This window comes from Streptomyces sp. NPDC042364 (genome assembly GCF_056437585.1).
In genome coordinates this window covers 93,895-119,989 of the sequence record NZ_JBWKAJ010000001.1, presented here as the reverse complement: position 1 = coordinate 119,989, position 26,095 = coordinate 93,895, and the positions used below count along the sequence as shown (strand labels likewise).

The 26,095-nt window shown below is 71.7% G+C and carries 19 protein-coding genes; 5 read left to right on the top strand and 14 right to left on the bottom strand.

The genetic code is table 11. The features are described from left to right. The first annotated feature begins 248 nt into the window (after nt 1–248). Nucleotides 249–1,106, top strand: coding sequence for an LLM class F420-dependent oxidoreductase (locus tag AC067N_RS00475; RefSeq protein WP_478676653.1), 858 nt, complete (start codon nt 249–251; stop codon nt 1,104–1,106). Nucleotides 1,107–1,236: 130 nt separating this feature from the next. On the opposite strand, the gene AC067N_RS00470 is transcribed toward AC067N_RS00475, so the two are convergent. From AC067N_RS00470 to AC067N_RS00445, 6 genes are all read right to left on the bottom strand, one after another. Then, nucleotides 1,237–1,818: an arsenate reductase/protein-tyrosine-phosphatase family protein gene (locus AC067N_RS00470; protein ID WP_478676652.1), complete on the bottom strand. Its 582-nt coding sequence runs from the start codon at nt 1,816–1,818 to the stop codon at nt 1,237–1,239. Beyond that, nucleotides 1,815–3,287 (bottom strand): tyrosine-protein kinase domain-containing protein, encoded by a 1,473-nt coding sequence (locus AC067N_RS00465; RefSeq protein WP_478676651.1) that lies wholly within the window; start codon nt 3,285–3,287, stop codon nt 1,815–1,817. Before AC067N_RS00465 ends, AC067N_RS00470 begins: the two co-directional genes overlap by 4 nt. A gap of 179 nt (nt 3,288–3,466) precedes the next feature. Continuing rightward, nucleotides 3,467–4,672, bottom strand: a complete 1,206-nt coding sequence (locus AC067N_RS00460) for a glycosyltransferase family 4 protein (RefSeq protein WP_478676650.1) — start codon at nt 4,670–4,672, stop codon at nt 3,467–3,469. Beyond that, on the bottom strand, nt 4,659–5,636 hold the full coding sequence (locus tag AC067N_RS00455; RefSeq protein WP_478676649.1) for a D-glucuronyl C5-epimerase family protein: 978 nt from the start codon (nt 5,634–5,636) through the stop codon (nt 4,659–4,661). Before AC067N_RS00455 ends, AC067N_RS00460 begins: the two co-directional genes overlap by 14 nt. Then, entirely contained in the window at nt 5,633–6,859 is a 1,227-nt protein-coding gene (locus AC067N_RS00450; protein WP_478676648.1) for a glycosyltransferase family 4 protein, read from the bottom strand. Before AC067N_RS00450 ends, AC067N_RS00455 begins: the two co-directional genes overlap by 4 nt. Next, nucleotides 6,856–9,657: an O-antigen ligase family protein gene (locus AC067N_RS00445; protein ID WP_478676647.1), complete on the bottom strand. Its 2,802-nt coding sequence runs from the start codon at nt 9,655–9,657 to the stop codon at nt 6,856–6,858. Before AC067N_RS00445 ends, AC067N_RS00450 begins: the two co-directional genes overlap by 4 nt. A gap of 353 nt (nt 9,658–10,010) precedes the next feature. Between AC067N_RS00445 and AC067N_RS00440 the strand changes: the two genes are divergently transcribed. Together AC067N_RS00440 and AC067N_RS00435 are read left to right on the top strand one after the other, a co-directional pair. Further along, nucleotides 10,011–11,318 (top strand): glycosyltransferase family 4 protein, encoded by a 1,308-nt coding sequence (locus tag AC067N_RS00440; RefSeq protein WP_478676646.1) that lies wholly within the window; start codon nt 10,011–10,013, stop codon nt 11,316–11,318. Next, nucleotides 11,315–11,932: an acetyltransferase gene (locus AC067N_RS00435; protein ID WP_478676645.1), complete on the top strand. Its 618-nt coding sequence runs from the start codon at nt 11,315–11,317 to the stop codon at nt 11,930–11,932. Before AC067N_RS00440 ends, AC067N_RS00435 begins: the two co-directional genes overlap by 4 nt. Nucleotides 11,933–12,163: 231 nt before the next feature. Here AC067N_RS00435 and AC067N_RS00430 read toward each other — a convergent pair whose 3' ends face one another. The 4 genes from AC067N_RS00430 to AC067N_RS00415 form a co-directional block, all read right to left on the bottom strand. Then, complete coding sequence (locus AC067N_RS00430) at nt 12,164–13,324, bottom strand: DegT/DnrJ/EryC1/StrS family aminotransferase (RefSeq protein WP_478676644.1); 1,161 nt, start codon at nt 13,322–13,324, stop codon at nt 12,164–12,166. Then, nucleotides 13,317–14,036, bottom strand: a complete 720-nt coding sequence (locus tag AC067N_RS00425; protein ID WP_478676643.1) for a sugar transferase — start codon at nt 14,034–14,036, stop codon at nt 13,317–13,319. Before AC067N_RS00425 ends, AC067N_RS00430 begins: the two co-directional genes overlap by 8 nt. Beyond that, complete coding sequence (locus tag AC067N_RS00420) at nt 14,033–15,940, bottom strand: SDR family NAD(P)-dependent oxidoreductase (RefSeq protein ID WP_478676642.1); 1,908 nt, start codon at nt 15,938–15,940, stop codon at nt 14,033–14,035. Before AC067N_RS00420 ends, AC067N_RS00425 begins: the two co-directional genes overlap by 4 nt. Nucleotides 15,941–16,216: 276 nt before the next feature. After that, the gene (locus tag AC067N_RS00415; RefSeq protein ID WP_478676641.1) at nt 16,217–18,016 is read right to left on the bottom strand and encodes a DUF4012 domain-containing protein; all 1,800 of its coding nucleotides are present in this window, start codon (nt 18,014–18,016) and stop codon (nt 16,217–16,219) included. A 367-nt stretch (nt 18,017–18,383) separates the two neighbouring features. Here AC067N_RS00415 and AC067N_RS00410 point away from each other — a divergent pair, with 367 nt between their 5' ends. Next, nucleotides 18,384–18,998, top strand: a complete 615-nt coding sequence (locus AC067N_RS00410) for an acyltransferase (protein WP_478677163.1) — start codon at nt 18,384–18,386, stop codon at nt 18,996–18,998. Then, nucleotides 18,995–20,104: a non-hydrolyzing UDP-N-acetylglucosamine 2-epimerase gene (gene wecB, locus AC067N_RS00405; protein ID WP_478676640.1), complete on the top strand. Its 1,110-nt coding sequence runs from the start codon at nt 18,995–18,997 to the stop codon at nt 20,102–20,104. The genes AC067N_RS00410 and wecB overlap by 4 nt, the downstream gene beginning before the upstream one ends. Here the strand turns inward: wecB and AC067N_RS00400 are convergent. The 4 genes from AC067N_RS00400 to AC067N_RS00385 form a co-directional block, all read right to left on the bottom strand. Next, nucleotides 20,092–21,399: a nucleotide sugar dehydrogenase gene (locus AC067N_RS00400; protein WP_478676639.1), complete on the bottom strand. Its 1,308-nt coding sequence runs from the start codon at nt 21,397–21,399 to the stop codon at nt 20,092–20,094. The genes wecB and AC067N_RS00400 overlap by 13 nt on opposite strands. Before the next feature lie 177 nt (nt 21,400–21,576). After that, entirely contained in the window at nt 21,577–22,614 is a 1,038-nt protein-coding gene (locus AC067N_RS00395) for a Gfo/Idh/MocA family oxidoreductase (protein WP_478676638.1), read from the bottom strand. Continuing rightward, nucleotides 22,611–23,708 carry a DegT/DnrJ/EryC1/StrS family aminotransferase gene (locus tag AC067N_RS00390; RefSeq protein WP_478676637.1) on the bottom strand — a complete coding sequence of 366 codons (1,098 nt, stop codon included), beginning with the start codon at nt 23,706–23,708 and terminating at the stop codon, nt 22,611–22,613. The genes AC067N_RS00395 and AC067N_RS00390 overlap by 4 nt, the downstream gene beginning before the upstream one ends. Before the next feature lie 184 nt (nt 23,709–23,892). Then, the gene (locus AC067N_RS00385) at nt 23,893–26,091 is read right to left on the bottom strand and encodes a DEAD/DEAH box helicase (protein ID WP_478677162.1); all 2,199 of its coding nucleotides are present in this window, start codon (nt 26,089–26,091) and stop codon (nt 23,893–23,895) included. Nucleotides 26,092–26,095 lie beyond the last annotated feature (4 nt).

Sequence of the window (26,095 nt, the reverse complement as noted above, 5' to 3'; positions counted from 1 at the left end):
CACTGTGCGTAACTTCGGCCAGAAGGTACGGGTGAGGCGGGAGGGGCGTCAATGGATCGGACACGATTTTGTGTCGGAGGGGTCCGGGACGGGGTGACGAGGGCAGGGGATACCGCGGGTTGAGCAGCGCGGACGGGGTCGAGGGGCGCGGCGGGATCGAGAGGCGCGGGGAACTGCGCGATCACCCTCGACGGCCCGACGGCCCCACGAAGGAATACATCACCGGGCGCGGCCGGTTGGCGACCTGCATGGGGAAACAGAACACAGGACGCCATGGCATCTGGAGCATCGGCCTGCGGACGGAGGACCCTGCCCGTCGCAGTGAACTCTCCGAAGCCGCAGTCGAGTTGGAGGAGCTGGGCTTCGGCGCGGTCTGGCTGGGCGGCAGCTCCGCCGTACGCCACGCGGTACCACTGATCGAGGCGACGTCCCGGCTCACCGTGGCCACCGGCATCCAGAGCATCTGGCAGTACGAGGCCGGCGACACGGCGGCGGAGTACGCCGCCCTGGAGGCCGCCCGGCCCGGCCGCTTCCTGCTCGGCCTCGGTGTGAGCCACGCCAAGCTCGCCGACCGCTACCAGCGCCCCTACTCGGCGATGGTCGCCTACCTGGACGCCCTGGACACGGCAGGCGTCCCCGCCGAGCGCCGGGTGCTCGCCGCCCTCGGCCCGAAGATGCTCCGCCTCTCCCGCGACCGGGCGGCCGGCTCACACCCGTACCTGGTCACGCCCGAACACACCGCGCAGGCCCGCGAGACCCTGAGGGACGGACCGCTCCTCGCCCCCGAGCTGAAGGTGATCATGGAGGCCGACCCGGACCGCGCCCGCGCGATCGCCCGCGGCCACCTCTCCTTCTACCTCGGCCTGCCGAACTACACGAACATGTTCCTCCGCCTCGGCTTCACCGAGGAGGACCTGGCGGCCGACGGCAGCGACCGCCTGATCGACGCGGTGTACGCCTGGGGCGACGACGACCGGATCCGGGCGCGGGTGGACGAGTTCCACGCGGCGGGGGCGGACCATGTGGCGCTGCAGGTGATCGACGAGGGGGCTGCGGACGCGCTGCCGCGCGAGGCCTGGCGGCGCCTGGCCGGTCTGCTGGGCTGACCGGGTGCGGGGGCCGTGCCCGGCCCCCGCGTCCGGCCGGTGCGCGCCCGGCGCGATGACCGCCGGCACCGGCCGCGCGGAGCCGCACGTCCTCACCGCTCGCCGCGTGCGCCCGTGGGGAGGAGACGGCTCAGTGAATGCCCCCCTGTGGGAGCGCCGACGACCTGTCCCCGGACAGCCGGACCAGGCTCCTCACCGCCCTGTCGATCTCCAGGGCACACTCGTAGAGCCCCTCACGGGGTCTGCCCCAGGGGTCCGGGATGTCGTCGTCGGCCGGCGGGACCGGGGCCGCGGCACCGCGACGGGCGGCCGCCGCCGCCACCGCGGCCTCGAATCCGCCCCCGACGGCACCGGCCCCGGCACCCGCGCCGTACGCGAGCCGGAGGAACTCCTTCAGGGTGAAGCAGCGCCGCATCGCCGCCGGCGCGAGGCGCACGGCCGCCTCACGGTGCTCACGCGCGAGCCCGAGAACCAGCGGGCCACCCGCCATGAGCTGTGCGGTGAGCGGGCGGGAGGCGAATCCGGAACCGTCACCGCCCAGTTCTTCCAGGACCGCCCGGGTGGTGTCCTCCATGCGGGACCGGTGCCACGCCCCCGTGCCGGCGCTCTCCGGCCGCAGCGGCGAGCCCGGTGGCAGCCTCGCCGCCAGCAGGCGCTCGGCGAGCACCGAGCGGTGCACGTTGCCCGTGCAGACGAACAGGATCCGGGTCATGTGCCGTCCGTGGGACGCGTCACCGCGCCGGCGGCCGTCCCCTCCTCCGTGGCCGAGGTACGGGGAGCGGGCAGTTCGCCGCACTGCCCGTAGGCGCCGTATGTGCCGTAACGGCCGACCTTGGGGACCGGAGCCATGCTGAAGACGGTGCCGAGCACGCGGACTCCCACGCGGTCCAGCGATTCCCTGGCGGTGCGCACATGGTCCCGGTTGGTCTTCGCGGCCCGTACGACCAGCAGCGCCCCCTGGGTCAGAGGGGCGAGTCCCAGCGTGTCGGCGACCGGCAGCAGCGGCGCGGTGTCGACGATCACGACCTGGTACGTCCCCGCGAGTTCGCGCAGCACCTCCTCCATGCGCGCCGAGGCGAGCAGTTCCGCGGGGTTCGGCGGTACGGCACCGCTGGCGAGCACCGAGAGCCCCCCGGCGACCTGCTGCATCACGTCCGCCACCCGGGCCTGCCCGATGAGTACCGTGGTCAGGCCCGCGTCCTGGACGAGGCCGAAGGCCGACGCCACGTTCGGGTGGCGCAGGTCGCCGTCCACCAGGCAGGTGGAGACGCCGCCCTCGGCGAGCGAGAGGGCGAGGTTGATCGCGGTGTTCGTCTTGCCCTCGCCGGGCAGCGAACTCGTCACCACGATGATCCGCGGCGGATCGTCGACCTGCGCGAACTGCAGGTTGGTGCGGAGCTTGCGGAACGCCTCGGCGCGCCTGGAGTTCCCGTCGGCGCTGACGAGCGGCTGCTTCGGGGCGCTCCTGTCGTACGGGATGGTGCCGAGGCCGGGCAGGGCGATGAACTCGCCCAGGGCCTCACTCGTCTTGAACGTGGTGTCGAGCGTCTCGCGCAGGGCGACCAGCCCGGCAGCGAGCAGCAGGCCCCCGGCCATCCCCGCGGCCAGGTTCAGCCACGGGCGGGGTGACGTGGGAGAGGTGGGCGCGATGGCTTCCTGGGTGACGCCGAGGGAGACCGGGGAGACCGGGGCGGCGCCCTCCTCCTCTGTGCCCTCCTCGGACGTCGCGGAGACCGACCGCTTCGGGGTCTCCAACTGCTCGACGACATAACTGAACCGTTGTGCCACGGTGTTGGCGATGCGCGCCGCGCGCCGGGGCACGGTGTCCCGGACGGTGATGTCGATGAGCACCGTCTTGACCGGAACGACGGCGGTGATCCGGGACGCCAGCTCCTCCGGGGTGGTGCGCAGCCCCAGCCGCTTCACAACCGGAGCGGTGACCTGACGGGTCGTCACGATCTCCGCGTACGACTGCACACGCGCCTGCGAGAACGTCTGTCCCTGGTTCAGATCGACGGTGTTCTCGCCGGTGCGGGTGGCGACGAAGAGCTGGGTCCTCGCCTCGTAGACGGGGGTGCTCACGCTTGTCACGGCGATCGCCGCCCCGACCGCGAGTACCAGACAGACCACGACCGTCGGCCAGCGTCTGGCAAGAGCCTTCAGGAATCCTTGGAGATCCAAGCTGCACCCCTCACGGGACTGAGGGAACCACCCGAATTGAGGCTTTCTGTTCCCTATGGACGCAGTCGACCATAGGCACTCGGGCTCTTCGAGCGAGGGAGCCACCCCCCGTGTCGGCCCACCGAACGACCCTTGCGACGCACACCGCCGCTATGGTCCTTTCATCTCATATACACAGGTCACCGGCGCGAAGCAGTCCCCGCGCGAGCCACGTCCCTGTACAGGCCTTCGAGTTCCGCGACCTTCAGGGAGCCGCGCTCCGTCTGGCCGATCAGCCTCCGGTTGGACAGGCGATCGGTGTCGTCGAGCGGCCGCGCGTGTGAGAGGGCGTCGGCCAGCGAGCCGACCAGCGGCTCGCGCAGCAGGTCCGCGCGCAGGCCCTCGCCCACCAGTTCCCGATAGGGCGCGATGTCGGAGAGCAGCAGCCGGCACCCCGCGGCCGCGGCCTCGAGCACCGATGAGCTTCGCTGGTCGGCACGGGGAACGGAGACCGCCACATCGCTCGCCCGCATCAGGCCGAACATCTCGGCCTGACCGAGTGGCTGCTCGATGACGGCGACCCGGCCGGCCAGGTCCCGCGCCCGGGCGCGCAGGAGGGCGAGATACTCCCGCTGGGCCCGTCCGGCGGCGGCGTGGGCCGGCCGGTGTCCCGCCACCAGCACGAGGAACAGGTCGGGCCGAACCCGTGCGGCGCGGGTGAACGCCGCGAGAATCTCATGGGTCCGGTAGACCTCCGAGGTGCTGCGGACCGACAGCACGACCGTGGCTTCGGCCGGCATGCCGTACGTCGCGCGCGTCGCTCGGGGGCCGGCGTCGTCTCCGGCGTCCAGCAGCACGTCCGGTACCCCCCAGGAGATGACCGTCATCCGTGAGCGCGGCACCCGGTACCGGCTGACCACCAGTTCAGCCATCTCCCGGGAGGTCGGCACCACGCGCGCGGCCCGCCGGAGCGCCAGCCGGGCGACCGAGGCCCGGCCGGGATGCCCGTCCGCCGCACGCAGTTCGGAACCCCAGGGAGTGATCACGAGCGGGGTCGCCGGACGGGCCGGCAGCAGGAGGGAGAGCGCCCCGTGCACGCCGAGCGAATGGACGTGGACGACATCCGGCCGGGCCCGGCGGATCTCGCGGCGCAGCCACCGCCCCGCGCGCATCACCCGCAACGGCACACTGCCTCCCGCGGGTGCGGACACGGCTCGCCAGCCGTCGGGACGAAGGCTCGGCTCGTGCCAACTGCACACGGTGACCTCGTGGCCTCTCAGGGCCAGATCCGCCGCCCAGCGCCGGGTGTGCGCCGATGCGGCCGGAGCGAGCAGGACGATGCGCAGGGGCGGGGCCGGCGATTCGCGTCCGGCGAGCCGTGGCGGGATCCGGTCATGATCGGGCACGGCGCTCCCCGAGGACGAACACGCCCTTCCCCACCGCGGCCCGCAGCCGCCTGGCCGGGCTGCGCGTGTAGCGGTCCCACCTGAGCGCCGTCGCCGGCCATCGCGGGTCGCCGAGCACTCTGCCGGCCGCGGTCAGCAACGCGACGTGCAGGCAGTGGTAGGCGAAACTGGCGGGCGCCCGGTACCGGAGGTCGTACCTGGTCCAGTACCCCAGGTCGAACCCGGCCAGCGAGTCGAGCAGCCGGTCCGCCACGGGTTCGTGGCGGCTGTCCCCCTGAAGCCGGCTCAGCTCGCACAGGCCGAAGAGGGCGAAGACCGCGCCGTTGAGGATGTGGCTCACCGGGTCCGACGGGCACTCCTCGGGGAAGGCGCGCCCGAGCCGGTCGTAGTGCGAGCAACCGCCCGCGTCCAGCGGTCGGAGCATCAGTTCCACCGCGCCCTCGGTCGCGTCGAGGAAGGACCGCTCACCGGTGGCGGCGTATCCGCGCAGCAGCACGGACGCCGCCAGTCCCTGGGCCATGGCCGAGTACCAGCCCGGGCGCACCCCGTACCGGGGCACCGGCACCGGGTAGCGCCAGCCGCCGTTGCCGTCCTGGCTGGCGCGCAGCCATCCGGCCTGGGTCAGCAACGCCCGGACACCCGGAGGCGGTTCACCTCCGGTGGCCGGGTGCCGTCCGACGGCGAGCGCGCCGGTGTGCTGCGCGAGCGCGTACAGGCTCACCGACACCGGGTTGCGGTAGACCTCGCCGGTCGCGGCACGGGTCACCACCACCCGGTCGTGGTCGAGCACGCTTCGAGCCGTCATCGGCCGCAGGTCGAGCGGGTACCGGCCCGGCCGGCCGGTCGTCATCTCCCCCGGCGGTCTCGCCACTTCGACCGGGAAGCTCGGCCGCCGCAGATCGCGTACGGCTTTGCCCGCCAGAGCGGCGAGCGTCCCGCCGGCCCGCGTCCCGTCGTCCTTCACTCCGGGCTCCCCGTGTCGAGCGGCCGGCGACGCCCCCGTGTGGCCAGTGCCTGGTGGTACAGCCCGTTCACCTGGCCGACCGTCCCGGCGATGTCGAACTGGCGGAGCGCCAGGTCACGTCCTTGGCCGGCCATGTGCAGACGTGCCGCGGGATCCGCCAGCAGTGCGCTGACGGCATCGGCCAGCGCCGGGGGGTCGGCGGGCGGGATCAACAGGCCGGTGCGGCCGTGCCGGACGGTGTCCGGCAGGCCGCCGACGTCGGTCGCCACCACGCCCTTGCGCATGAGCAGCGCTTCCACCACGGTGTAGCAGGCGGACTCGTCCATGGACGGGTTCACCAGGACGTCCAGCCCGGCCATGACGGAGCTGATGTCGGTTCGGAAGCCGGTGAAACGGATCCGGTCGGCGACGCCGAGCCGGGCGGCGCGGTCTTCGAGCGAGCGCCGGTACTTCCCGTCGCCGACCAGCTCGTCGCCGACCACGAAGAAGACGGCCTCGGGGTGCTGACGCAGGATCAGCGGGACGGAGTCGATGAAGACCTCATGGCCTTTGACTCCGACCTGGCGGAAGTCCCGCAGCTTGCTCGGGTACATGTAGGCGACCATGCCGACGGCCGGGGTGTCGTCGGTGAGGCCGAACTCGCGACGGAACGCGTCCGGCGAGGCCGCCGGATCGAACCTGTGGACGTCGCACCCGTAGTAGCTGACCGCGACGGACCGCGCTCCCATGGCCTGGTAGCGGCGCGCGATCGCCCGGCACGATCCGAGGACCAGATCGTCCCGGCGGAGCGTGAGCCGATCCAGGATCCGGAAGGGCGCGATCCGTAGATGCACCAGCCCGGGGACCTGTGACACGACCAGTGCCGTCCGGCAGGCGGCCGACGCGACACGGGCGGCAAGCATCGCGATGATCAGGTGGGAATGGATGACGTCCGGCTTGTACGCCCTGACGAACTTCATCAGCCGCCACTGGGCGGCCATCAGTCCCGGCAACTGCCTGATCCGGCGGGACAGCCCGAAGGGGATGATCTCCACCCGGACGCCCGGTACCCCGCGCAACCGGTCGGCGAGCGGGCCCTCACGGGGCAGCACCGCGCAGACCTCGTTGCCCAGTTCCGCGAGGCCCCGCACCTGATCGTGGAACCAGCTTCCGCCGACCGCGGTCGAGGTGATCTGCAGGATGCGCAACGGCCGGGAGCGCTTGTCGGCCCTGACGGTGCTCATCGCGCCACCCCCGCGGGTACCGGTGCCGGCACGGGACCCGAGGCCGCAGCCGGAGCCGGAGCCGGAGCCGGAGCCGGTGGCGACGGTGGTGGTACGTCGGCCGTGACCGGCTTCGCCTGCAGGATGATCAGCACCAGACCGGCCAGCAGGGAAGGAACCAGGAGCACCTCGCCGAACACCGAGCAGACGCCGGCCCCGACCATGGCCAGCAGGGCCGCCTCGCCCGCCGGATCACCGGAGCGGATCGCCCGCCATGCCCGGCGGGCGCCGAGCACGACGATCGCGCCGATCCCGGCCGCGCCCACCAGGCCGGTCTGTGAGAGCACTGTCAGGTAGGTGTTGTGCGCGAATTCCAGGAGCGGGAGCTGTAGGAACATGACCTCGTAATCACCGGTCGCTTGGTAGTAGGCGGGCAACTGGCCCGCGAAGTTCAGATATCCGACGCCGAACAGCGGGTATTCCTCGAACATCCGCAGTGCGCTGCTCCACAGGTCGAGCCGTACCGCGGAGTTGGCGTCCGGCGCGCTGCCGAGGATGGAGTCGAACCGGGCCCCGATCGCGGCGGGCAACAGCGGCACCAGGCAGGCCGCTCCGACGCCGAGGGTCAGGACGCCGCGCAGTGATCTGCGGGCGGCGTAGCACACGACCACCGCGATCCCCGCGAGGTAGGCCGCTCGGCTCAGCGAGTACGCGACCCCCAGAGCGAGCACGACGATCCCCACAGCGGTCACCAGCCGCGGCAGGCCCTTGCGTACGGCCGGGTAGCGCACGAGCATCACGGCGGCCGCCATGACGAACAGGGCACCCACGGCGTTGTGGTTGGCCGCGCCCTCCTGGGTGATGGCGAGCACGGCGGTGTCGGCAGCGGTGAGGTCGCCCTTCATGGCGAAGACGGATCCCGCCTGGACGATCTCGATCACCGCCAGAACCACACTGCCCCAGCAGAACACCAGAAGTGCCCGGTCGAGCGCCGGTCCGGGTTCGGTGACCAGGGGCAGCAGCAGGAGCGGCGCGCACGCCAGCAGCAGGTACTGCCAGTGGCCCGCACTGAGCGGATCGCTGTCGCGGATCACGGCGCTGGCGGAGACCAGGTACCCGACCGTGCCGGCGGTGACCAGGACGCCGGCCAGCTTCGGCCACGCGATCCCCCGGCCGGCGAGGAGGCGGCCCAGCAGGCAGAGGAGCATCACGGCGACCAGTCGTCTCGGGCTGATCAGCGAGATCCCGACGTCCGACTGGGAGAAGGGGATGACCGCCGCGAGCACGTACAGGGGCGCGTCCGGGATCAGGGCACAGGCCAGCGCGACGACGCCGAGCCCGGCGACGCTCAGGACGCCGAGGGCGCTGATGGCGGGGCTGTACTCCAGGGCGGCGTAGCCGACCCCGGCCGCGGTCACGAGGCCCGCCGCGCCCACGAGTGCCCTTCCGGACGAAACGGACCTCACCGGCCTCGGGAGAGCACCGCACCAGCGGTCTCTGAGCGTCTTGAGCGACAGCCGTCCGGCCGTCGGACGAGCGGGCACGACGGGTACCTCCTCGGTGCCGGGCGCGGCCGGCTCGCTCGGGCGGGCGCGGACCCGCAGCCGCGTCCCGCGGCCCAGCAGCGCCGCGAAGACCAGATATCCGGCGGAATCGGCCGCGCCGGCACCGACCGCGCCGTAATGGGGTGTGAGGGTCACGAGCAGCACGACGGTGACCACCGCGCCGACCGCGGTGGCTGTGATCACCGGTCGCAGCAGGTCGGTGGCGGCCAGATACGCCTGGAGTGCGCGGCCCGTGCTGAACAGCACCAGCCCCGGAAGCATCGCCCAGATCACGTGCACGGCACCGGAGTACGGCCGCCCGTAGACCGCCGGGATCAGGAAGGGCACGACCGCCGCCGCGACGGCGGCGGTCACGGCGGCTGCGACGAGCACGGTCCGCGCGATCCTCGCCGCGGCTCGCGCGTCGACGACCCCCGACGTCACCGCGGGAAACATCACCAGCGCCACCGCCGTCGGGAGCAGGAACATCGCCTCCGCCAGGGGCAGCGCGACGGCGTACATGGCCACGGCCGTCGCACCGGCGAGCAACTGGATCACCGGCACGTCGAGACGCAGCATCCCGTAGTGGATCAGGTTCGGGAGGTACGCCTTGATGGCGAAGCCTCCGAAGGTCCGGACGCAGACCCGTTCGCCGTCGTCGTGGACGCGAGTGGTGGACGCGATCAACAGCAGTCCGGCGCAGAGCAGTTGCCCGGCCAGTGCCGACAGGAAGCAACTGGTGGGAGTCAGTGATCCCGCGGCCAGCAGGCCGCAGACCCCGACGAGATGGAAGGCCGAGGGGACGGCGCTCGCAAGGTTGTACGTCCTGACCCGCCCCCGACCGATCTCAGCCGTGCCGAGCAGTGAGGTCAGCAGGGTCACCGGGCACATGAGAGCCGCGATCAGCGCGAGCCTGAACGGCACACCGAGGAGTACGACCGGCCAGAGATGGCCGAGCAGCAGCCACAGCCCCGCCAGCACCGAACCGGGGCCCAGGGAGAACGCCACGCTCCACCGGACGATCTGCCGGAACGCGGTGTGCGAGGTTCCCGCGAACCGGGCGTTGGCGTTGTCCATGCCCAGGACCGTGACGATGCTCAGCACCGTGGGGACCGAGATCATGACCGCGAACGTGGCCCGGCCCTGGACGCCGAGGTCCCGCGCCACGATGACACCCGCCGCGAAACTCATGGCCGTGGCCAGCAGTCGCGTGACCAGGGTGCCTCCGATCGCCGCAGGGCTCACCCCCGGCAACCGGAGACGGAGACTCTTCATGATCGACTGCACCCGGGAACAGCCTCCGAGGTCGCGGGACGGGATCGGTGGTGCCGCGTCGGGCGGCGGACTCCTCTCACCGTCTCGGCAGGCAGGCACAATGTAGCGGCACCGGTAACCGAACGTATCCATTTGGGCACGCAAGGTAGTAGCGTTTCTCGTAGGTGGGCCGGGCCCGGGCTCCGAGATCCGTCGGTGCGTGGCGCCACCCGCGGCCGGCCGGCCGCCGATACCCCTGGGCGACGTTGCAGCCCCGTAGGGGTCACCGGAGTACCGGCGCCACGGTCACATGACGAACCCGCCGCTCGGCACGCCCTCGGGTACGGCGGGGCGGTCTCGGCGGAGGTGAGGACATGAGGATCTGGATCTTCAACCACTATGCGGCGCCGCCGGACTGCGCCGCCGGCACCCGGCACTACGAGTTGGGCCGGGTACTGGCGGCGGAGGGCCACGACGTCACCGTCTTCGCCAGCAGCTTCAGCCATTTCAGCCGGCGCGAGGAGCGGCTCGCACCCGGCGAGAAGGTGGCCGCCCGGACGATCGACGGCGTCCGCTTCCACTGGGTCCGCACGCCGCCCTACCGCGGCAACGGATACCGCCGGGTCCTGAACATGGCCCACTACGCGGTCCGGGTGCTCTCGACGCAGCGGGGACTGGACCGGCCGGATGTGATCGTCGGCTCGTCGGTGCACCTGGGTGCGGTGTTCGCCGCCTGGCTGGCGGCCGTGGGCCGCCGTACCCGCTTCGTCGTCGAGGTGCGGGATCTGTGGCCGCAGACACTGATCGACATGGGTGCGCTGCGCGCGAACGGGCTGCCGGCCCGGCTGCTCCGGCTGGCCGAGTCCTTCTTCTGCCGGCGCGCGTCCGCCGTGATCTGCCTGCTGCCGGGTGCCGCCGACTATCTGAAGGGTCGCGGCGTCCCGACCGACAAGATCCATTACGTGCCGAACGGGATCGCGGACTTCCCCCGGCCGGTCGAGCCGGGTCGGTCGGCCGGCTCGGACGTCGCAGGCCCCGGGACCGAGGTCGCCGACCTGATCGAGCGGATCAGGCGCTTCCGCAAGGACGGCTGCCTCACCGCCGGCTACATCGGCTCGCACGGCCCGGCCAACGGGGTGGCGACCATCGTCGCGGCCGCGGCGGAACTGCGGGCCGCCGGCCATCCTCGGGTCGCCGTGGTGATGGTCGGTGACGGCCAGGAGAAGGCCGCGTGCCAACGGCTCGCTCGCCTGCAAGGCCTCGACAACGTGCTGTTCTGGTCGCCGGTGCCGAAGCGGGCCGTACCCGCCGTGCTGGCCGAACTGGATGTGACGCTGTTCTGCCTGCGCGATGTCGCGGTCTTCAAGTACGGCCTCAGCAGCAACAAGCTGTTCGACTACCTGGCGTCCGGCAAGCCGGTGCTGTTCGCGAGCAACGCGCCCGGCGGCCCGGTCCGCGAGTCCGGCGGCGGCGTGTGCGTGCCCGCCGAGTCACCGGTCGACATGGCGGGCGCGCTGGCGGGCCTGGCCGCGATGAGCGAGACGGAGCGGGCACGCATGGGTGAGCGCGGCCGCGAGTGGGTCTACCGGCACCACGGCATGACCGCCCTGGCGGGCGCTTTTCTCGCCGCGGTCTCGGAACCGGCACGGCGCGAGGGCCCGGTGGCGGAGGCGGGGCTGTGACACTGCACATCGTGGGCGCGGGCGGCTTCGGCAGGGAGACGCTGGACGCGGTACGGGCGACGGCCTCGGCACCCGACGTGGTCTTCGTGGACGAGCACCCGGCAGCCGCGACGGTGGACGGCTGCCCGGTGCTGACGCCGGGGCAGCTGGCCCCGTCCGGCGGGCACCGGGACGAGTTCGTGGTCGCGATCGCCGACGCCGACGTGCGCCGCAGGCTGGCCCGGGAGTTCGAGGATCGCGGCCTGCGAGCCGCCACGGTGATCGACCCGCGCGCGGTCGTCTCCCCCGGCGCCGGGATCGGACGTGGCTGCGTCGTGCTGGGCCAGGCGTTCATCTCCACCGGCACCGTCATCGGCGCACACGTCCAGGTCAACTATCAGGCCAGCATCGGTCACGACACGGTGCTCGAGGATTTCGTGACGATCCTGCCGGGAGCCAACATCGCCGGCAACGTGACCATCGGCGCCGGGTCGACGGTGGGCACCAACGCGGCCGTGCTGCAGGGCCGGCGGATCGGACCGTCCGTCATGGTCGGCGCCGCCGCTCTGGTGACCCGCGATGTCACGGTCGGCCAGTTGGTCGTCGGCATCCCCGCCAGGACACGGACAACCTGACCCGCCGAACCGATCACACCCCTGACACCCGACACCGCCCCACTCCCCCACCAGGCCACCCCACCCAGCGCGAGCCACCCGTACGGGAACGGCGGCACGGACGAGCAGGGCATCGCCGTGCCGCCCCGTGCGTCCGGATCGCGGGCTCCGGTCAGGCGTACCCTGGGGCGGTGCGGTCAGGCCCTGGGCTCGCTTCCGGCCCAGGGCCCCCCGCCTGCACCTGACGCGTGGTCACCCGGCCCCGACCGGCGTCGGCCGGGCGGCGTTCGGTGACGCGGTCGCCCGGCCGACGGCGGCTGTCACCGCGTCGGCGATCTCCGCCACCTCGGCGTCGGTCAGCCGGTGGTGCACCGGCAGCGAGAGCATCGCCCGGGCGACGGCCTCGGTCTCCGGAAGGGCCGCGGCCGCCTCCGTGCCGCCCTCGCTCCGGGTGAAGAGCGGCTGCCGGTGTACCGGCGGGAAGTAGATCCGCGCCTCGATGCCCCGGTCCAGCAGGTCGGCGAGCACCTGGTCGCGGATGCCGGGAAGCAGGCAGGTGTACAGCGCCTGGGTTCCCCGGGCATCGGGTAGCTGATACGGCGTCGTCAGGCCCGGCAGACCGGCCAGCCGCCGGCTCAGTGATTCCGCGATCAGCTGTTTGCGCCGCAGGATGCCGTCCAGCTTGCGCAGCTGGACCCGGCCGATCGCGGCCTGCATCTCGGTCAGCCGCCAGTTGTAGCCGAGGCTCTCATGCCGGTAGAGGCCGGTCTGACCGTGGTTGCGGAGCAGCTTCAGCCGCTCCGCGATGTCCGGGTCGTTGGTCAGGACGATTCCGCCCTCACCGGTGGTGATGTTCTTGGCGGGGGTGAAGCTGAACATGGCGGACCGGCCGAAGGTGCCGACCGGCCTGCCCCGGTACTCGGCGCCGGCCGCCTGCGCGGCGTCCTCCAGCAACGGCACCCCGGCCGCGTCGCACACCCGCGCCAGCCCGTCGAGGTCACCGGGCTGCCCGGCGTAGTGAACCGTCATGACCGCCCGCGTGGCCTTGGTGATCCGGGCCGCCACGGATGCCGGGTCGAGGTTGAACGTCCGTGGGTCGATGTCGCCGAAGACGGGGGTGGCCCCGACGTGGCACACCGATGTCGCGGTGGAGACGAAGGTCATCGACGGGACGATCACCTCGTCGCCGGGCCCGATGCCCTCGGCGAGCAGCATCGCCTGCAGCGCGGCCGTGCCGGTGCAGAACGTCACACCGAAGCGTGCCTGGTGCCGGTCGGCGAACTCCTGCCCGAACGCCTCGTTCTCCGCGCCGTTGGTGAGAACGCCGCTGCGCAGGACCCTGAGTACCGCCTTCCCCTCCTCGTCACCGAGATCGGGACTGGCGAGCCGGATCCGGATGTTGCTGTCAGACACCTGAGGGCATCCTTTCTGGTCTGCGGGCGATCGGATCTTTGTCGTGGCTGGCGGTGGCTCCGCGCCCGGCAAGGACCGTCCAGACGGTGAGGACCAGGATCACCAGGTCGAGCCGGAAGCTCTGGCGCAGGACGTACCGCAGATCCCACTCGATGCGCTCCGGCCAGCTCAGCCGCTGTCGCCCGTGCACCTGCGCCAGGCCGGTCAGGCCGGGGGTCGCCAGCAGGCGCAACTGCTGGCGATCGGTGTACCGGTGCACCTGGTAGGGCAGTGTCGGCCGAGGTCCGACCAGGCTCATCTGCCCGCGCAGCACATTGACCAGCTGCGGCAGCTCGTCGAGGGAGGTACGGCGCAGTACCCGGCCGACCGCGGTCACCCGGGCGGTGTCCGCGTCACCCGGCCTGTCCGGGCCGTTGCGCATGGTGCGCAGCTTCAGCAGCACGAAGGGGCGGCCACCCCGGCCGGCACGCTCCTGCCGGTACAGGACGGGTCTGCCGTGCGCCACCAGGTGCGCCAGCGCGGCGATCAGGCAGAGCAGCGCCGCCGGCACGATGATCAGGCTGACCACGGTCAGGTCCAGCAGTCTCTTCCCCCGGTACGACCTGAGGTCGGGCCCCTGGCCGCCGGTCCGGGCGCCGCCGGATACGGAGGTGGGTGCCTGCGGGATCGCCGTGTCCGCCGAGTGCTGGCCGGGCAGGGGCGGGGCGGTCATGTGCTGACCCCTGCCTTTCCGGGCTGGCCGGGCAGCACGGGCTGGTCGGCCTGCTGCTCGGAGTCGGGGGCGCCGGCGAGGAGCGCCAGAGCGGCACGCACCTCGTCGGGCCGGGTGAGGTGACCGATACCGGTGATCTCACCGGCGTCGAGTGCGGGCACCGGTACCTGTCTGACCAGGGGATGCCTCGGCCGGTGGTCCGGCTCGCCCTCGCCCAGCAGGTCCTCGGTCAGCTTCTCCCCGGGCCGCAGGCCGGTGAAGACGATCTCGACGCGCTGCGACGCCCCCGCGGCCATACGGCGGGCGAGGTCGACGATGCGTACCTGGTCCCCCATGTCGAGGACGAGCACCTCACCGCTCTCCCCGACGGTCACGGCCTGCAGCACCAGTTGGACGGCCTCGGTGGCTGTCATGAAGTAGCGGGCGACCTCCGGGTGGGTCACGGTGACCGGGCCGCCGGCGGCGATCTGCGCGGACAGCGAACCGAGCAGCGAGCCCCGGCTGCCGAGGACGTTGCCGAACCGTACGGACACCCATGTCCCGGGGAACTCCCCGGCCATGTGCGCGGTGAGCCGCTCGGTGATCCGCTTGGAGGTGCCGAGGACGCTCACCGGGTCGGCCGCCTTGTCGGTGGAGACGTTCACGAAGGACCGCACACCGCAGGCCGCGGCCGCCTGCAGCACGTTCAGCGTGCCGGTCACGTTCGTCTTCAGCGCCTCGGCGGGATACCGCTCGAGCAGCGGCAGGTGCTTCACCGCCGCCGTGTGGAACACGATCTCGGGGCGTGTCTGCTCGAAGACCTCGCGCATACGCGCGGCATCGGTGATGTCGGCGAGCACGACCTCGTCGGAGTCGAGCAGCGCACGGCCGTGCAGCGCGAGCTGGATCGCGTGCAGAGCCGATTCGTCCCGGTCGAGCATCACCAGCGAGGCGGGACCCAGCCGGTGCAGCTGGCGGCACAGCTCCGAACCGATCGAGCCGCCGGCGCCGGTGACGAGGATGCGGCGTCCGGCGAACTGACCGGCAGCGGCCTCCAGGTCCAGCCGGACCGGATCACGGCCCAGCAACTGGGTGATCCTCGGGTCGCGGACGTCGTCGATCCGCGCCGGCCCGGCGACCAGTTCCTCGACGCGCGGAATCACCTTGGTGACCAGACCGCTCGCCTCGGCCAGTGTGATCAGCTCCCTGATCACCCCGCCGTCCCGGCACCCGCCGGCGATCGCGATCACCATGACCGTCGCCCCGGTCTCCGCGGCGACCTCCGCGAGCCGGTCCCGTCCTCCGTGCACGCGGATACCGCAGATGCGCAGCCGGCGCTTGGCGGGGTCGTCGTCCAGCAGGGCGACCGGCCGGTACTGCGCGCCGGGCTGCCCGATCAGCCTCTGCACCAGTTGCGTTCCGGCGCTGCCCGCACCGAAGACGATCACCTTGACGGCGGTCGGCGCGGGTCGCTGGGGCCTGCGCCGGACGGCCGCGGCCGCGACCCTCACGATGATCATGACCAGTACGCCGATGAGAGCGGCGAGGCCGGCCACGGCCGGTCTGCCACCCAGCAGGGGAAGCCCCGCCTGGCAGATGGCTTCCAGAAAGAGCCCGGTCAGCGCGGCCGAGACCAGCACCGCACTCAGCTCCGCGCCGCTCTCCGCCTGATAGCGCCCGGAATACAGCCCGCACACGGCCCCGGCGAGGACCGCCGCCGTCCCTGTGACGGCGCAGACGAGGAACAGATCGCCGGGTCCGACGAGCGGACCGGCGGCGCTGCCGGTGGTCAGGCCGGCGATCAGCAGGCCGCAGGTCCAGGCGAGGGCGTCTATGGCGGCCTGCGTCGCCGGCCGGCGACGCCAGGCGGCAACGCGGGACCGGCCACCCGGCCGGGCGCGGCTTTCCTGAGCGGTGTGCAGCACCGCGGAATGAACCGCTGTCAGCTTGCCATTGCCCGTGCATTCCCCACGCAAGGTGAACCCCGATCAGCAGGATGTCAGTAACCGAAGATCTATTTCGGCACTATGCCCACGACTTGTCCACGGACGCCGCCGCGTCCTTTCGGGTGGTCATAATATTTCTCTTGATCTTGCAGACTCCCATGGCTGTGGATACGACTTCTTCACCTTTCCGGATGAGACCCTCCCGGCATTCAGCGACCAGCCGTGGACTCTTCTCGATTCACCCGCGCGCTCCGTTCACTTCGCACATTGAGCGATTCTCACCTTGGTGGTCTGCGGCTTTGCCAGTGGCTGGACGGGCAGTACCGGGCGGCGGTTCGAAACCGGTTCCAGCAGACGGAAATCCACTTCCCGGGTTTGGCCGGGGAGGAGTTCCACCTGTGTGCCGAGTACCGGGTGACCGCGCTCCTCGTCCGGCGACACCAGGAGCCGCCGCCCGTCCAGGGTCCCGCCGGTGAACTGTGCTCCCGAACTGGCGTACAGGGAGAGCCAGACGGTCGTGGATCCCGGCGGGTGCGGGTTGTGGGGGTCGTCGGATCGCAGCGTGACGAGGGGAGGGAGACCCGCGGCGGGTGCCGTGTTCGTCAGCCTGATACGCACCCTGCTGGAACGGATACCGCCCTTGCAGGGACCGAGTTCGTACGTCAGCGACCGGCGCAGGTAGTAGTCCATCTTGTTGCCCGCGGAGTTGTTGACCACGAGATAGGCGAACGGCCCCGGTTCCTTGGGCACTTCCCCGGAGAGCCCGCTCTTCTTGAGCGCCGGCCCGGTGGAGGCGTCCTTGCTCCAGACGCGCAGGCGGCCGTCCTCCGCGTTCTGCCGCAGCGCGTGGAGGAGGGCCACCGGGTCGTGGTGGTGATGCAGCAGGGCGGCAGCGACCGACTGTGCGACCTGGACCAGGAATCGCTTGCGTTCGATGTTGTTGTACGACGCGTAGAGGGTGCTCTCGGTGAACTCCACGGTGTTGCCCGCGGTCAGCTGCTTTCCGTCCGGAAGCCGGATCGGCCCCGTGGCTTCGAGGACACGGGCGAGTCCCACGGGATCGGTCGCGATGGCCCCGTCGAGCCGCTGCCCCGTATGCCGCTGCCACAGGCCCAACCAGATCCGCGCCGCATAGGGAAAATGGGCGGACATATTGGAGTTGGCCAGCTCCTGGGTGCTCTCGGCTGCTCCGTACAGGCGGGCGAACGCCGGCCCGAAGTCCGCCACGGGAGTGGCCGTGCGCGGCAGTTTGTCGTCCGACGCGAAGCCGTGCAGGGTGATGCGCCCCCGGTCGGCGGTCAGGATGCCGAAGGTGCCCACGAGGCCCCCGGTGCCCCGGGCCTCGGCGTTGTTCTGGAAGGCCAGGAAGTAGGAGCGCGGCCCCGAGGCACCCAGTACGGGCACCAGCAGCCTCGCCGTCGCCTCCGCCTGGGAGACCGCGTCGGACAGGCGGGTCACCCGCTCGGACATCCCCTGCCGTGCCGTGTCGAGGCGACCGACCACGGTCGAGCCGGGCAGCCCGTTCAGGCCGGTCTCGATTCCGGTCAGCCGGCGCTCCACGTTTCCCAGCAGGTCGGCGGCGGCCGAGAGTCGCTGCAGGTCGACGTGACCGCTCTGCACGAGCCGGCCCGAGGCGAACAACTGGTGCAGCCGCACCGCCTCCGGCAGCACCCCGGTGGCCATCTCGTCGGCGGCGGCACTCAGCCCCCGGGCGGAACGAAGCGGCGGACCCATCAGCGGGAGTTCCTCGGCCATGCCCCACAACGGTGTGAGGGCCGCGCTCCGGGCGGCCGACGTGTGTTTCCGGATGGAGGCCAGGAGTTCGTCCGAGGGCCGGCGACGGTGGGCCATCTCCGTCTGCAGTCGGTCGGTCGCCACCTGCGCCGCGGTGAGGTTGTCCCGGACCGTGCGGACCTCCCACACCAGGAATCCGGCCGACGCCGCGGACAGCAGGCCGATGGCTCCGGCGGTCCAGAGGACGGTTCGGCGACGCCTCCGTAGCGACTGAGCAGCGCGTGCCCGCATACTCTCCACAACGCCCTTCAGCCTGCGCATCGGGTCCTTCCCTGCCTGCATCGCCTGCCCGTGAAGTGCACCCGGGGCAAGCATGTGGATTAGATCAGTAATGGCAGCCATGAGAACGCGTTGCGAACCGCACCGCGTGAGGTGACGGGAAATTCGGTCCGAACGGCCTAATGTCCCGGCCGCACGTCATGACCTCACCGACATCGGTCGCATACCGATACGGCAATCCTCGCCGGGCCCGACGCCATGGGCCAATTCCTCATGTACGCGGAAACGCCCGGGGATTGGGCCCGGGGCGGTGCCGGACAAAGGCGCACGGGAACCGTGCCCGTAGGAGCCCGCGCTCGTTGCTCAGCGCATGAACGAAAGCGCGGAGGCACCGTTTTCCCGGGTGCGCATCGCCCCCGGTGCGCAGGTCGACGCTTCGGCCGTGCTCAACCCCGGTACCACGGTGTGGGAACTCGCCCAGATTCGTGAGAGGGCGCTGCTCGGCTGTGACTGCGTCGTGGGCCGGGGGGTCTACGTGGGTCCCGGGGTGAGGATCGGCCACCGGGTCAAGATTCAGAACCACGCGCTGGTGTACGAGCCCGCGGAGCTGGCCGACGGCGTCTTCGTCGGGCCCGCGGTCGTCCTCACGAACGACCGCAATCCTCGCGCCGTCGACGCGGACGGGCGCCGTAAGTGCGCCGGCGACTGGGAGGCGGTCGGCGTCAAGGTCGCTGAGGGCGCGTCACTCGGCGCACGCTCGGTGTGTGTGGCTCCGGTCAGCGTCGGCCGCTGGGCGATGGTCGCCGCGGGGGCCGTCGTCACCCGGGACGTGCCGGATTTCGCCCTCGTCGCCGGTGTTCCCGCCCGCCGGATCGGATGGGTGGGGCGGGCCGGCGAGCGGCTGCGCGCGCTGCCGGATCGGGTCGGCTTCTGGGAGTGCCCGAGAGACGGGGCCCGCTACGCGGAGCGGGACGGCCTTCTCACCGAACTGCCGGCTCAGCACCGTAGGACGTCGCGCCGATGAAGGTGATGAGCGTGGTCGGGGCACGCCCGCAGTTCGTCAAGCTCGCCGCCGTCGCCGCCGCGTTCGGCGGCACGGAGCACCGTCACACGATCGTCCACACCGGCCAGCACTACGACGCCGATCTGTCGGACGTGTTCTTCCACGGGCTCTCCATCCCTGAGCCCGAGGCGCACCTGGGCGTGGGTTCGGGCACGCACGGTGTGCAGACCGGCACCGTCCTGGCGGCCCTCGATCCCGTCATCGCCGCCGCGCGCCCCGACTGGGTGCTGGTGTACGGGGACACCAACTCGACTCTCGCGGCCGCCCTTTCCGCGGCCAAGCAGCACGTTCCCGTCGCCCACCTGGAAGCGGGTCTGCGCTCCTTCAACCGGCGGATGCCCGAGGAGCACAACCGCGTCCTCACCGACCACGCCGCCGATCTGCTGCTCGTACCCACCCAGGAGGCGGTACGCCATCTGACGGCCGAAGGCCTGGCCCACCGTGCGGTGCTGACCGGGGATGTCATGGTCGACGTCTGCCTGCGCCTCAGGGACAAGGTGCTGAGGGGTGAGGTCAACGCCCCCGCGCTCCCGGTCTCACTCGACGCCCGGGAGCCCTACCTCTTCGCCACGTTGCACCGGGCGGAGAACACCGACCACCCCGACCGCCTGGCCGCCCTTGTGGACGCCCTGGCCGGTCTGCCCGTTCCCGTCGTCCTGGCCGCTCATCCGCGGCTGGTCGCACGCGCCGCGGGCTTCGGCATCAAGCTGGACCGTGGCTCCCTCCATGTCAGCCGTCCCCTTCCCTACGCCGAACTCGTCGCCGCGGTGCTCGGCTCGCGCGGCGTGGTCACCGACTCGGGAGGGCTCCAGAAGGAGGCGTACCTGCTGGAGCGGGTCTGCACGACCCTGCGTACCGAGACGGAGTGGCCGGAAACGCTCCGGGACGGTTGGAACGTCCTCGTACCGGAGCCGGGTGATCCGGGGTCCCGGTCCCAGGCCTGGTCCGACACCGTCCTGCGCCCCGTGCCCGAGGCCCCACGTGACATGCCGTACGGCGACGGCAGAGCAGCGGCCCGCGTGGTGCGGGCGCTGGAAGATCATCTGAGGGGACCTCACGTCCGCTGAACCGTCGTCGACGGCGCACCGAGCACGATCACCTCGGCTCCGGCCCACCGGGCCGGATCAGTGATCCGCCGCCCGTCGACCACGACGCGCACCCGCGGGAACTGGTGGGAGCCGAATTCCCGGTACTCGTCGTGGTCGGCCTGGATGACGGCGGCCGTGACCTCCTCGCCGGCGTACGGCGGCAGGCCGAGTGCGCGCAGTTCCTCGGCCCCGTACAGCGGGTCCGACACATACGGTGCGGCGCCCCGCGCCCGCAGCGCCTCGACGACGGGGAACACCCCGGAGAACGCCGTCTCCTTGACGCCGCCCCGGTAGGCCGCGCCGAGTACCAGGACGGCCGCGCCGGTCAGGTCGCCGTACGCGTCCGCGAGCCGGCGTACCGCGTACTCGGGCATCGAGGCATTGGCCGCCCGTGCCTCTCGTACGACCGTCGCCTCGGGGTCGTTCCACAGGTACATCCGCGGGTAGACGGGGATGCAGTGACCGCCGACGGCGATGCCGGGCCGGTGGATGTGGCTGTACGGCTGCGAGTTGCAGGCATCGATGACCAGGTCGATGTCGACGCCGACGCGGTCCGCGAACCGTGCGAACTGGTTCGCCAGCCCGATGTTCACATCGCGGTAGGTGGTCTCGGCCAGCTTGGCGAACTCCGCGGCCTCCGCCGAGCCGAGGTTCCAGACGCCGTTGGGGCGGGGCAGCTCGCCTCGTACGTCGAAGTCGAGGACGGACTCGTAGAACTCGACGCCCCGGCGCGCGGACGCCGCGTCGATGCCGCCGACGAGTTTGGGGTAGCGGCGCAGGTCGGCGAAGACGCGGCCGGTCAGGACCCGTTCGGGGCTGAAGACGAGAGCGAAGTCGCGGCCCGCGGTCAGTCCGCTGCCCTGCTCGAGCATCGGCGCCCAGCGCCCCCGCGTGGTGCCCACGGGCAGGGTGGTCTCGTACGACACGAGTGTGCCGGGCCGCAGCCCGTGGGCCACGGCCCGGGTCGCCGCGTCCAGCCAGCCGAAGTCGGGGGTGCCTTCGGCGTCGACGTACAACGGGACGACGAGGACCACCGCCTCGGCCCGTGCGACCGCCGCCGCCGTGTCGGCGGTGGCCTGCAGCCGCCCCTCCGCGACGACGCTCTTCAGCTTCTCGGCGAGTCCGGCCTCGCCGGGGAACGGCTCAACGCCCTGGGTGACGAGGCGTACGACGCGTTCGTCCACGTCGGCGCCGATGACGTGGTGGCCCTTCGCCGCGAACTGGACGGCAAGCGGCAGGCCGATCTTTCCGAGCGCCACTACACAGATCTGCATGGCTACTTCCCTCCGTCGGGTCGAGAAGCCGCCCAGGCGACCGAAGGGAGTCGAGACGCCCCCCGCGGACACTTTCGCTCTGCGCAGCCTCTCTTGGCGTTTCTTCGCGTGTTCAAGCTGCCGGGGGGCGCACGGTGCTTCGGGCCGCCCTCGGCCCGACAGCCGGCCGGGAGGCCGTCACGAGCGCTGGGCGACCATCGCCAGGGTGGGTGTGCGCGGGCTTCGCAGGCCAACGGAGGTCTTCTGCCGCGCGGAGTCGAGGACCGCCTCCGCCACCTCGACCGTCCTCAGCCCCTGGTCGAGGGTGACGATGTCCGCCGCTTCGCCCTCCAGGGCGTCACGGAAGCGCTCGTGCTCGACGAGGAGCGGCTCGCGCTTGGGGATGGCGTAGCGGATCATGTCGCCCTCGGCCACCCCGCGGAAGGCGCGCAGGGCTTCCCACTCGGTGGTCACCGCTCCGTTGGCGTGGAAGGTCAGGTCCGCCGTGAGGGTGTCCGCGATGAGACAGCCGCGCTCGCCGGTCACCGCGGTGAAGCGCTCCTTGTGCGGGCTGAGCCAGTTGACGAGATGGCTGACGAGGGTGCCGTCGCTGAGGTCGCCGACCACGCTGACCATGTCCTCGTGGGGGCGGCCGCTCTTGGACACCGTGCGCGCCGAGACCGAGGCGTAGTCGTGGCCGGTGACCCAACTGGTCAGGTCGATGTCGTGGGTCGCCAGGTCCTTGACCACCCCGACGTCGGCGATGCGGTGCGGGAAGGGCCCCTGCCGGCGGGTGACCACCTGGAACACCTCCCCCAGTTCCCCCGACTCGAGCCGGGAACGCAGGCTCTGCAGAGCCGGGTTGAACCGCTCGATGTGTCCGACCCCCGCGAGCAGTCCGGCTCCGCCGAAGGCGTCCACCAGTCGCTGTGCGGCCTGCGCGGAGTGGGCGAGCGGCTTCTCGATGAGGGCGGGCACGCCGTTCTCGGCCAGGGTCAGGCCGGTCTCCTCGTGCAGGGCCGTGGGACAGGCGACCACCGCGTAGTCGAGTCCGAGGGCGATCAGGTCCGGCAGGGTGTCGACGACCAGGGCGTTCCTGGCGGCCCCCGTGGAGTCCCCCACCGGGTCCATGACGCCCACCAGCTCGACACCGTCGAGCGAGGCCAGGACCCGGGCGTGGTTGCGTCCCATGGCTCCGAGCCCGATGAGCCCGGCCCGCAGGGTACGCCGGCTCACCGTCCCGCTCCGGCGCAGTTCACGGCCTGGGCGACCCGCTCCAGTTCGGCCTGCCCGAGAGTCGGGTGAACCGGCAGGGACAGCACCTCGGCCGCCGCCCGGTCGGTCTCGGGCAGGGCCGGCCGGCCGGGGTCCTGGTAGGGCCTGAGCCGGTGGATGGGGGTCGGGTAGTACACCGCGCTGCCGATGCCCTGTCCCGCCAGCTCCTGCCGCACGGCGTCCCGGCGACCGCCCGGAATGCGGATCGTGTACTGGTGGTAGACGTGTCGCGCGCCGTCAGACTCGTGGGGAACGGGCAGCCCTTCGATGAGGGAGTCGAGCACCTTGGCGTTGGCCCTCCGCTGCTCCGTCCACGCGGGCAGCCGCTTGAGCTGCTCACGGCCGACCGCGGCGGCGACGTCGGTCATCCGCATGTTCGCGCCGACGATCTCGTTGGCGTACCGCTCCTCCATGCCCTGGTTCCGCAGGAGCCGAAGGGTGCGGGCCAGCTGCGGGTCGTCGGTCGCGATCATGCCGCCCTCGAGCGCGTGCATGTTCTTCGTCGGGTAGAAGCTGAAGCACCCCGCCGCACCGAAGCTGCCGACGGGGCGTCCGTGCAGGGTGGCTCCGTGGGCCTGGCAGGCGTCCTCCAGCACGGCGAGCCCATGGCGTGCGGCGAGCTCCGTCAGCCGGTCCATGGGCGCGGGGTGCCCGTACAGGTGCACCGGCATGAGGGCCGCGGTGCGCGGGCCGATCACCGCCGCCGCGGCGAGCGGGTCGAGGCAGTAGGTGCCGGGGGTGATGTCGGCGAAGACGGGTTCGGCGCCTGCGAGGCGTACGGCGTTGGCGGTCGCCGCGAACGAGAAGGACGGCACCACCACCTCGTCCCCCGGCCCGATACCGAGGGCCATGAGGCTCAGCTGCAGTGCGGAGGTTCCGGAGTTGACCGCCACGCAGGCGCGTCCGGCGACCAGCTCGGAGAACTCCTCCTCGAACCCGGCCACCTCCGGCCCCTGGACGACACGGCCGCTGCGCAGCACGCGGACGACCGCGGCGATCTCGGCTTCACCGATCACTGGTCTGGCCGCCGGGATCGGGGGAAGGGTGCGCGTCACTGGACATTTCCGTTCGAGGGGCGAAAGCGAGTAGGCCTACGCTCAACTTCGACTTGTCGCGCCCGGTTTTCCCGTATGCCGCATATCCACCCTTATGGACGAGTAGCGGTGATGCGGGCCGCTTACGCCGCTTCAGGCATTCACGGTGCGGGCGAGCGCGTGTGGCGCGGGCGGCTGCTCCCCTTCATTCGCCGCGCTGAAAGCGCGCCGGCTCGCCGAGCACCAGACGTGCGCTTTCGAAGTCGGCCAAGCGGGCCGCCACCGTGGCCACGGCGAGGCGTTCCGGGAGGGCGGCGGAGAACTTCAGGCCACGTACGGCCCGGCCGTCCACGTCAGGCAGGACGAGGTTCTCGCCGACGCCCTCCCTGGCCGTACGCCAGTCGGCCGGGGTGAGGTTCTCACGCAGGCGCAGCCAGCTGTCGGTGGGTCGTTGGAGTGGGTCGGTGACCGACGGCAGAGTGGCTGCCAGGGTGGCGTTGGCGCGGTAACCGGCCCAGGTCCACCAACGGACGTCGGAGCCGACGCGCGTGATCAGTGTGCCGCCCGGGTGGACAGTGCCAGGTGCGTCGGTCTCGCGCTGTTCGGCCAGGCACGTCTCCGCACGCCTGGTGAGGGATACGGGCGGATCGGTGCCCAGCAGCACCTCGCGCATGGCGCGCGTGAGGGCGTAGGACAGTCCGGCAACGCCTCCGTTCATCCACTTGGCGATGCCGCCGCCGTCGGCGGGCTCGACGAAGACGCGTCTGCGCAGCCAGTCGATGTAGGTGACCTGCCAGCTACGTCCCCCGAGCAGCAGCCGCCGCGGGCCGGGCCGCTCCTCGGTGAGGACGCTCGGATCGGTACGGCCGATCTCCGTGCGCCCGGACAGGACGGTGAACTGCGGCGGCGCGGTGAAGGACGCGGTGAGTTCGATGAAGTGCCGCTTGCCGAAACGGCGTTCCGCCTCGGGTCCCACGAACAGCAGGCCGCCGTCGCTGTCGAGAAAGCCCTCCTCGGTGAGGAAGCGCAGGATCGGGGCGGCGGATCTGTCGAAGGGGGCCAGGCCGTTCCACTGGCGGTCCCACAACCGGTCGCCGAGCTTGTGCTGTTGCAGAGTCACAGCGAGTAGCTGCTGGGCCACCAGGTGGCGTGGCTCGGGCGGCGGGACGACCGGCTCCACCCAGCCGCGTGACCAGAGCAGCAGCAGGCCCGCCGCCTGGAGCAGAGTGTCCTTGCGGGTGGTGAGGAACAAGCAGTTGCGCACGGTATCGGGTCGCCTGCCCGTGCGGCCGATGCGCTGCAGGAACGAGGCGACGGAGGCCGGCGAATCGATCTGGATGACGCGGTCCAGGTCGCCCACGTCGATGCCCAGTTCCAGGGTCGAGGTGGAGACGATGACACAGTCGCGTGCCTCGGCGAAGGCTTGCTCGGAGCGGGCGCGTTCGCCGACGGAGAGGGAGGCGTGAGACAGGAAGACGGTGACCTCGCGGGCTCGCAGCGCGGCGCCCAACTCCTCGACCTGGCGTCGGGAGTCGCAGAAGACAAGCCTCTTTTCTCCCCTGTGCAGGGCCGCGATGAGTTTGGCGGCATTCTCCAGGGAGCCCACGTAGTCGACTTCCACCTCGCCCGCGGGTTTGGGGAGTCGGTCGGCGGCGGTCTCGTCGTGCGTGCCGACTTCGCCGTTGCCGGGAGGCGGCTGCCCCCCCGGGGCGACGACCTGCCCCGTACGGCTTCCGGCGCCGGCGCCCTGCAACCAGTGCAGCAGTTGGGCGGGGTTCCCGACGGTCGCGGAGAGCCCGACGCGCTGGATGGGCCGCCCGGTGACCCTCTCCAGCCGTTCGAGCACGGCGAGCAGGTGCCATCCCCGGTCGTCGCCGGCGAAGGCGTGCACCTCGTCGACGACCACGGCCCGCACGCTCCCCAGCAGCCGCGCGTGGTCGGTCTTGACGCCGATCAGCATCGCTTCGAGGGACTCGGGCGTTGTGAGCAGGACATCCGGCGCCTCGGTGCGGATGCGCTGCCGCTGCGACTCCTTGGTGTCGCCGTGCCAGAGCGCCGCGCGCCGCCCGAGCCACTGGGCGTAGGAGTCGACGCGGCCGACCAGGTTGTTGAGGAGCGCCTTGAGCGGGCACAGGTACAGGACGGAGGTGCCCGTCCACTTCTGTTCGGTCATCGCCGACAGCAGCGGAAAGCAGGCCGCCTCGGTCTTGCCGCCCGCCGTCGGCGCCAGCAGCACGGCGTCCTGCCCGTCCATGAGTGGTGTGATCGCCGCCCGCTGCAGGGGGCGCAGATCGGGCCAGCCGAGGGTGTTGACGATGTGGTGCAGGACGACGGGGTCGAGCCGGTCGAGCACGTCGGCTCCGTCCCCGCCCGGGCCCGTGCCGGCCGGGCTCCCCTCGTCCATCGCC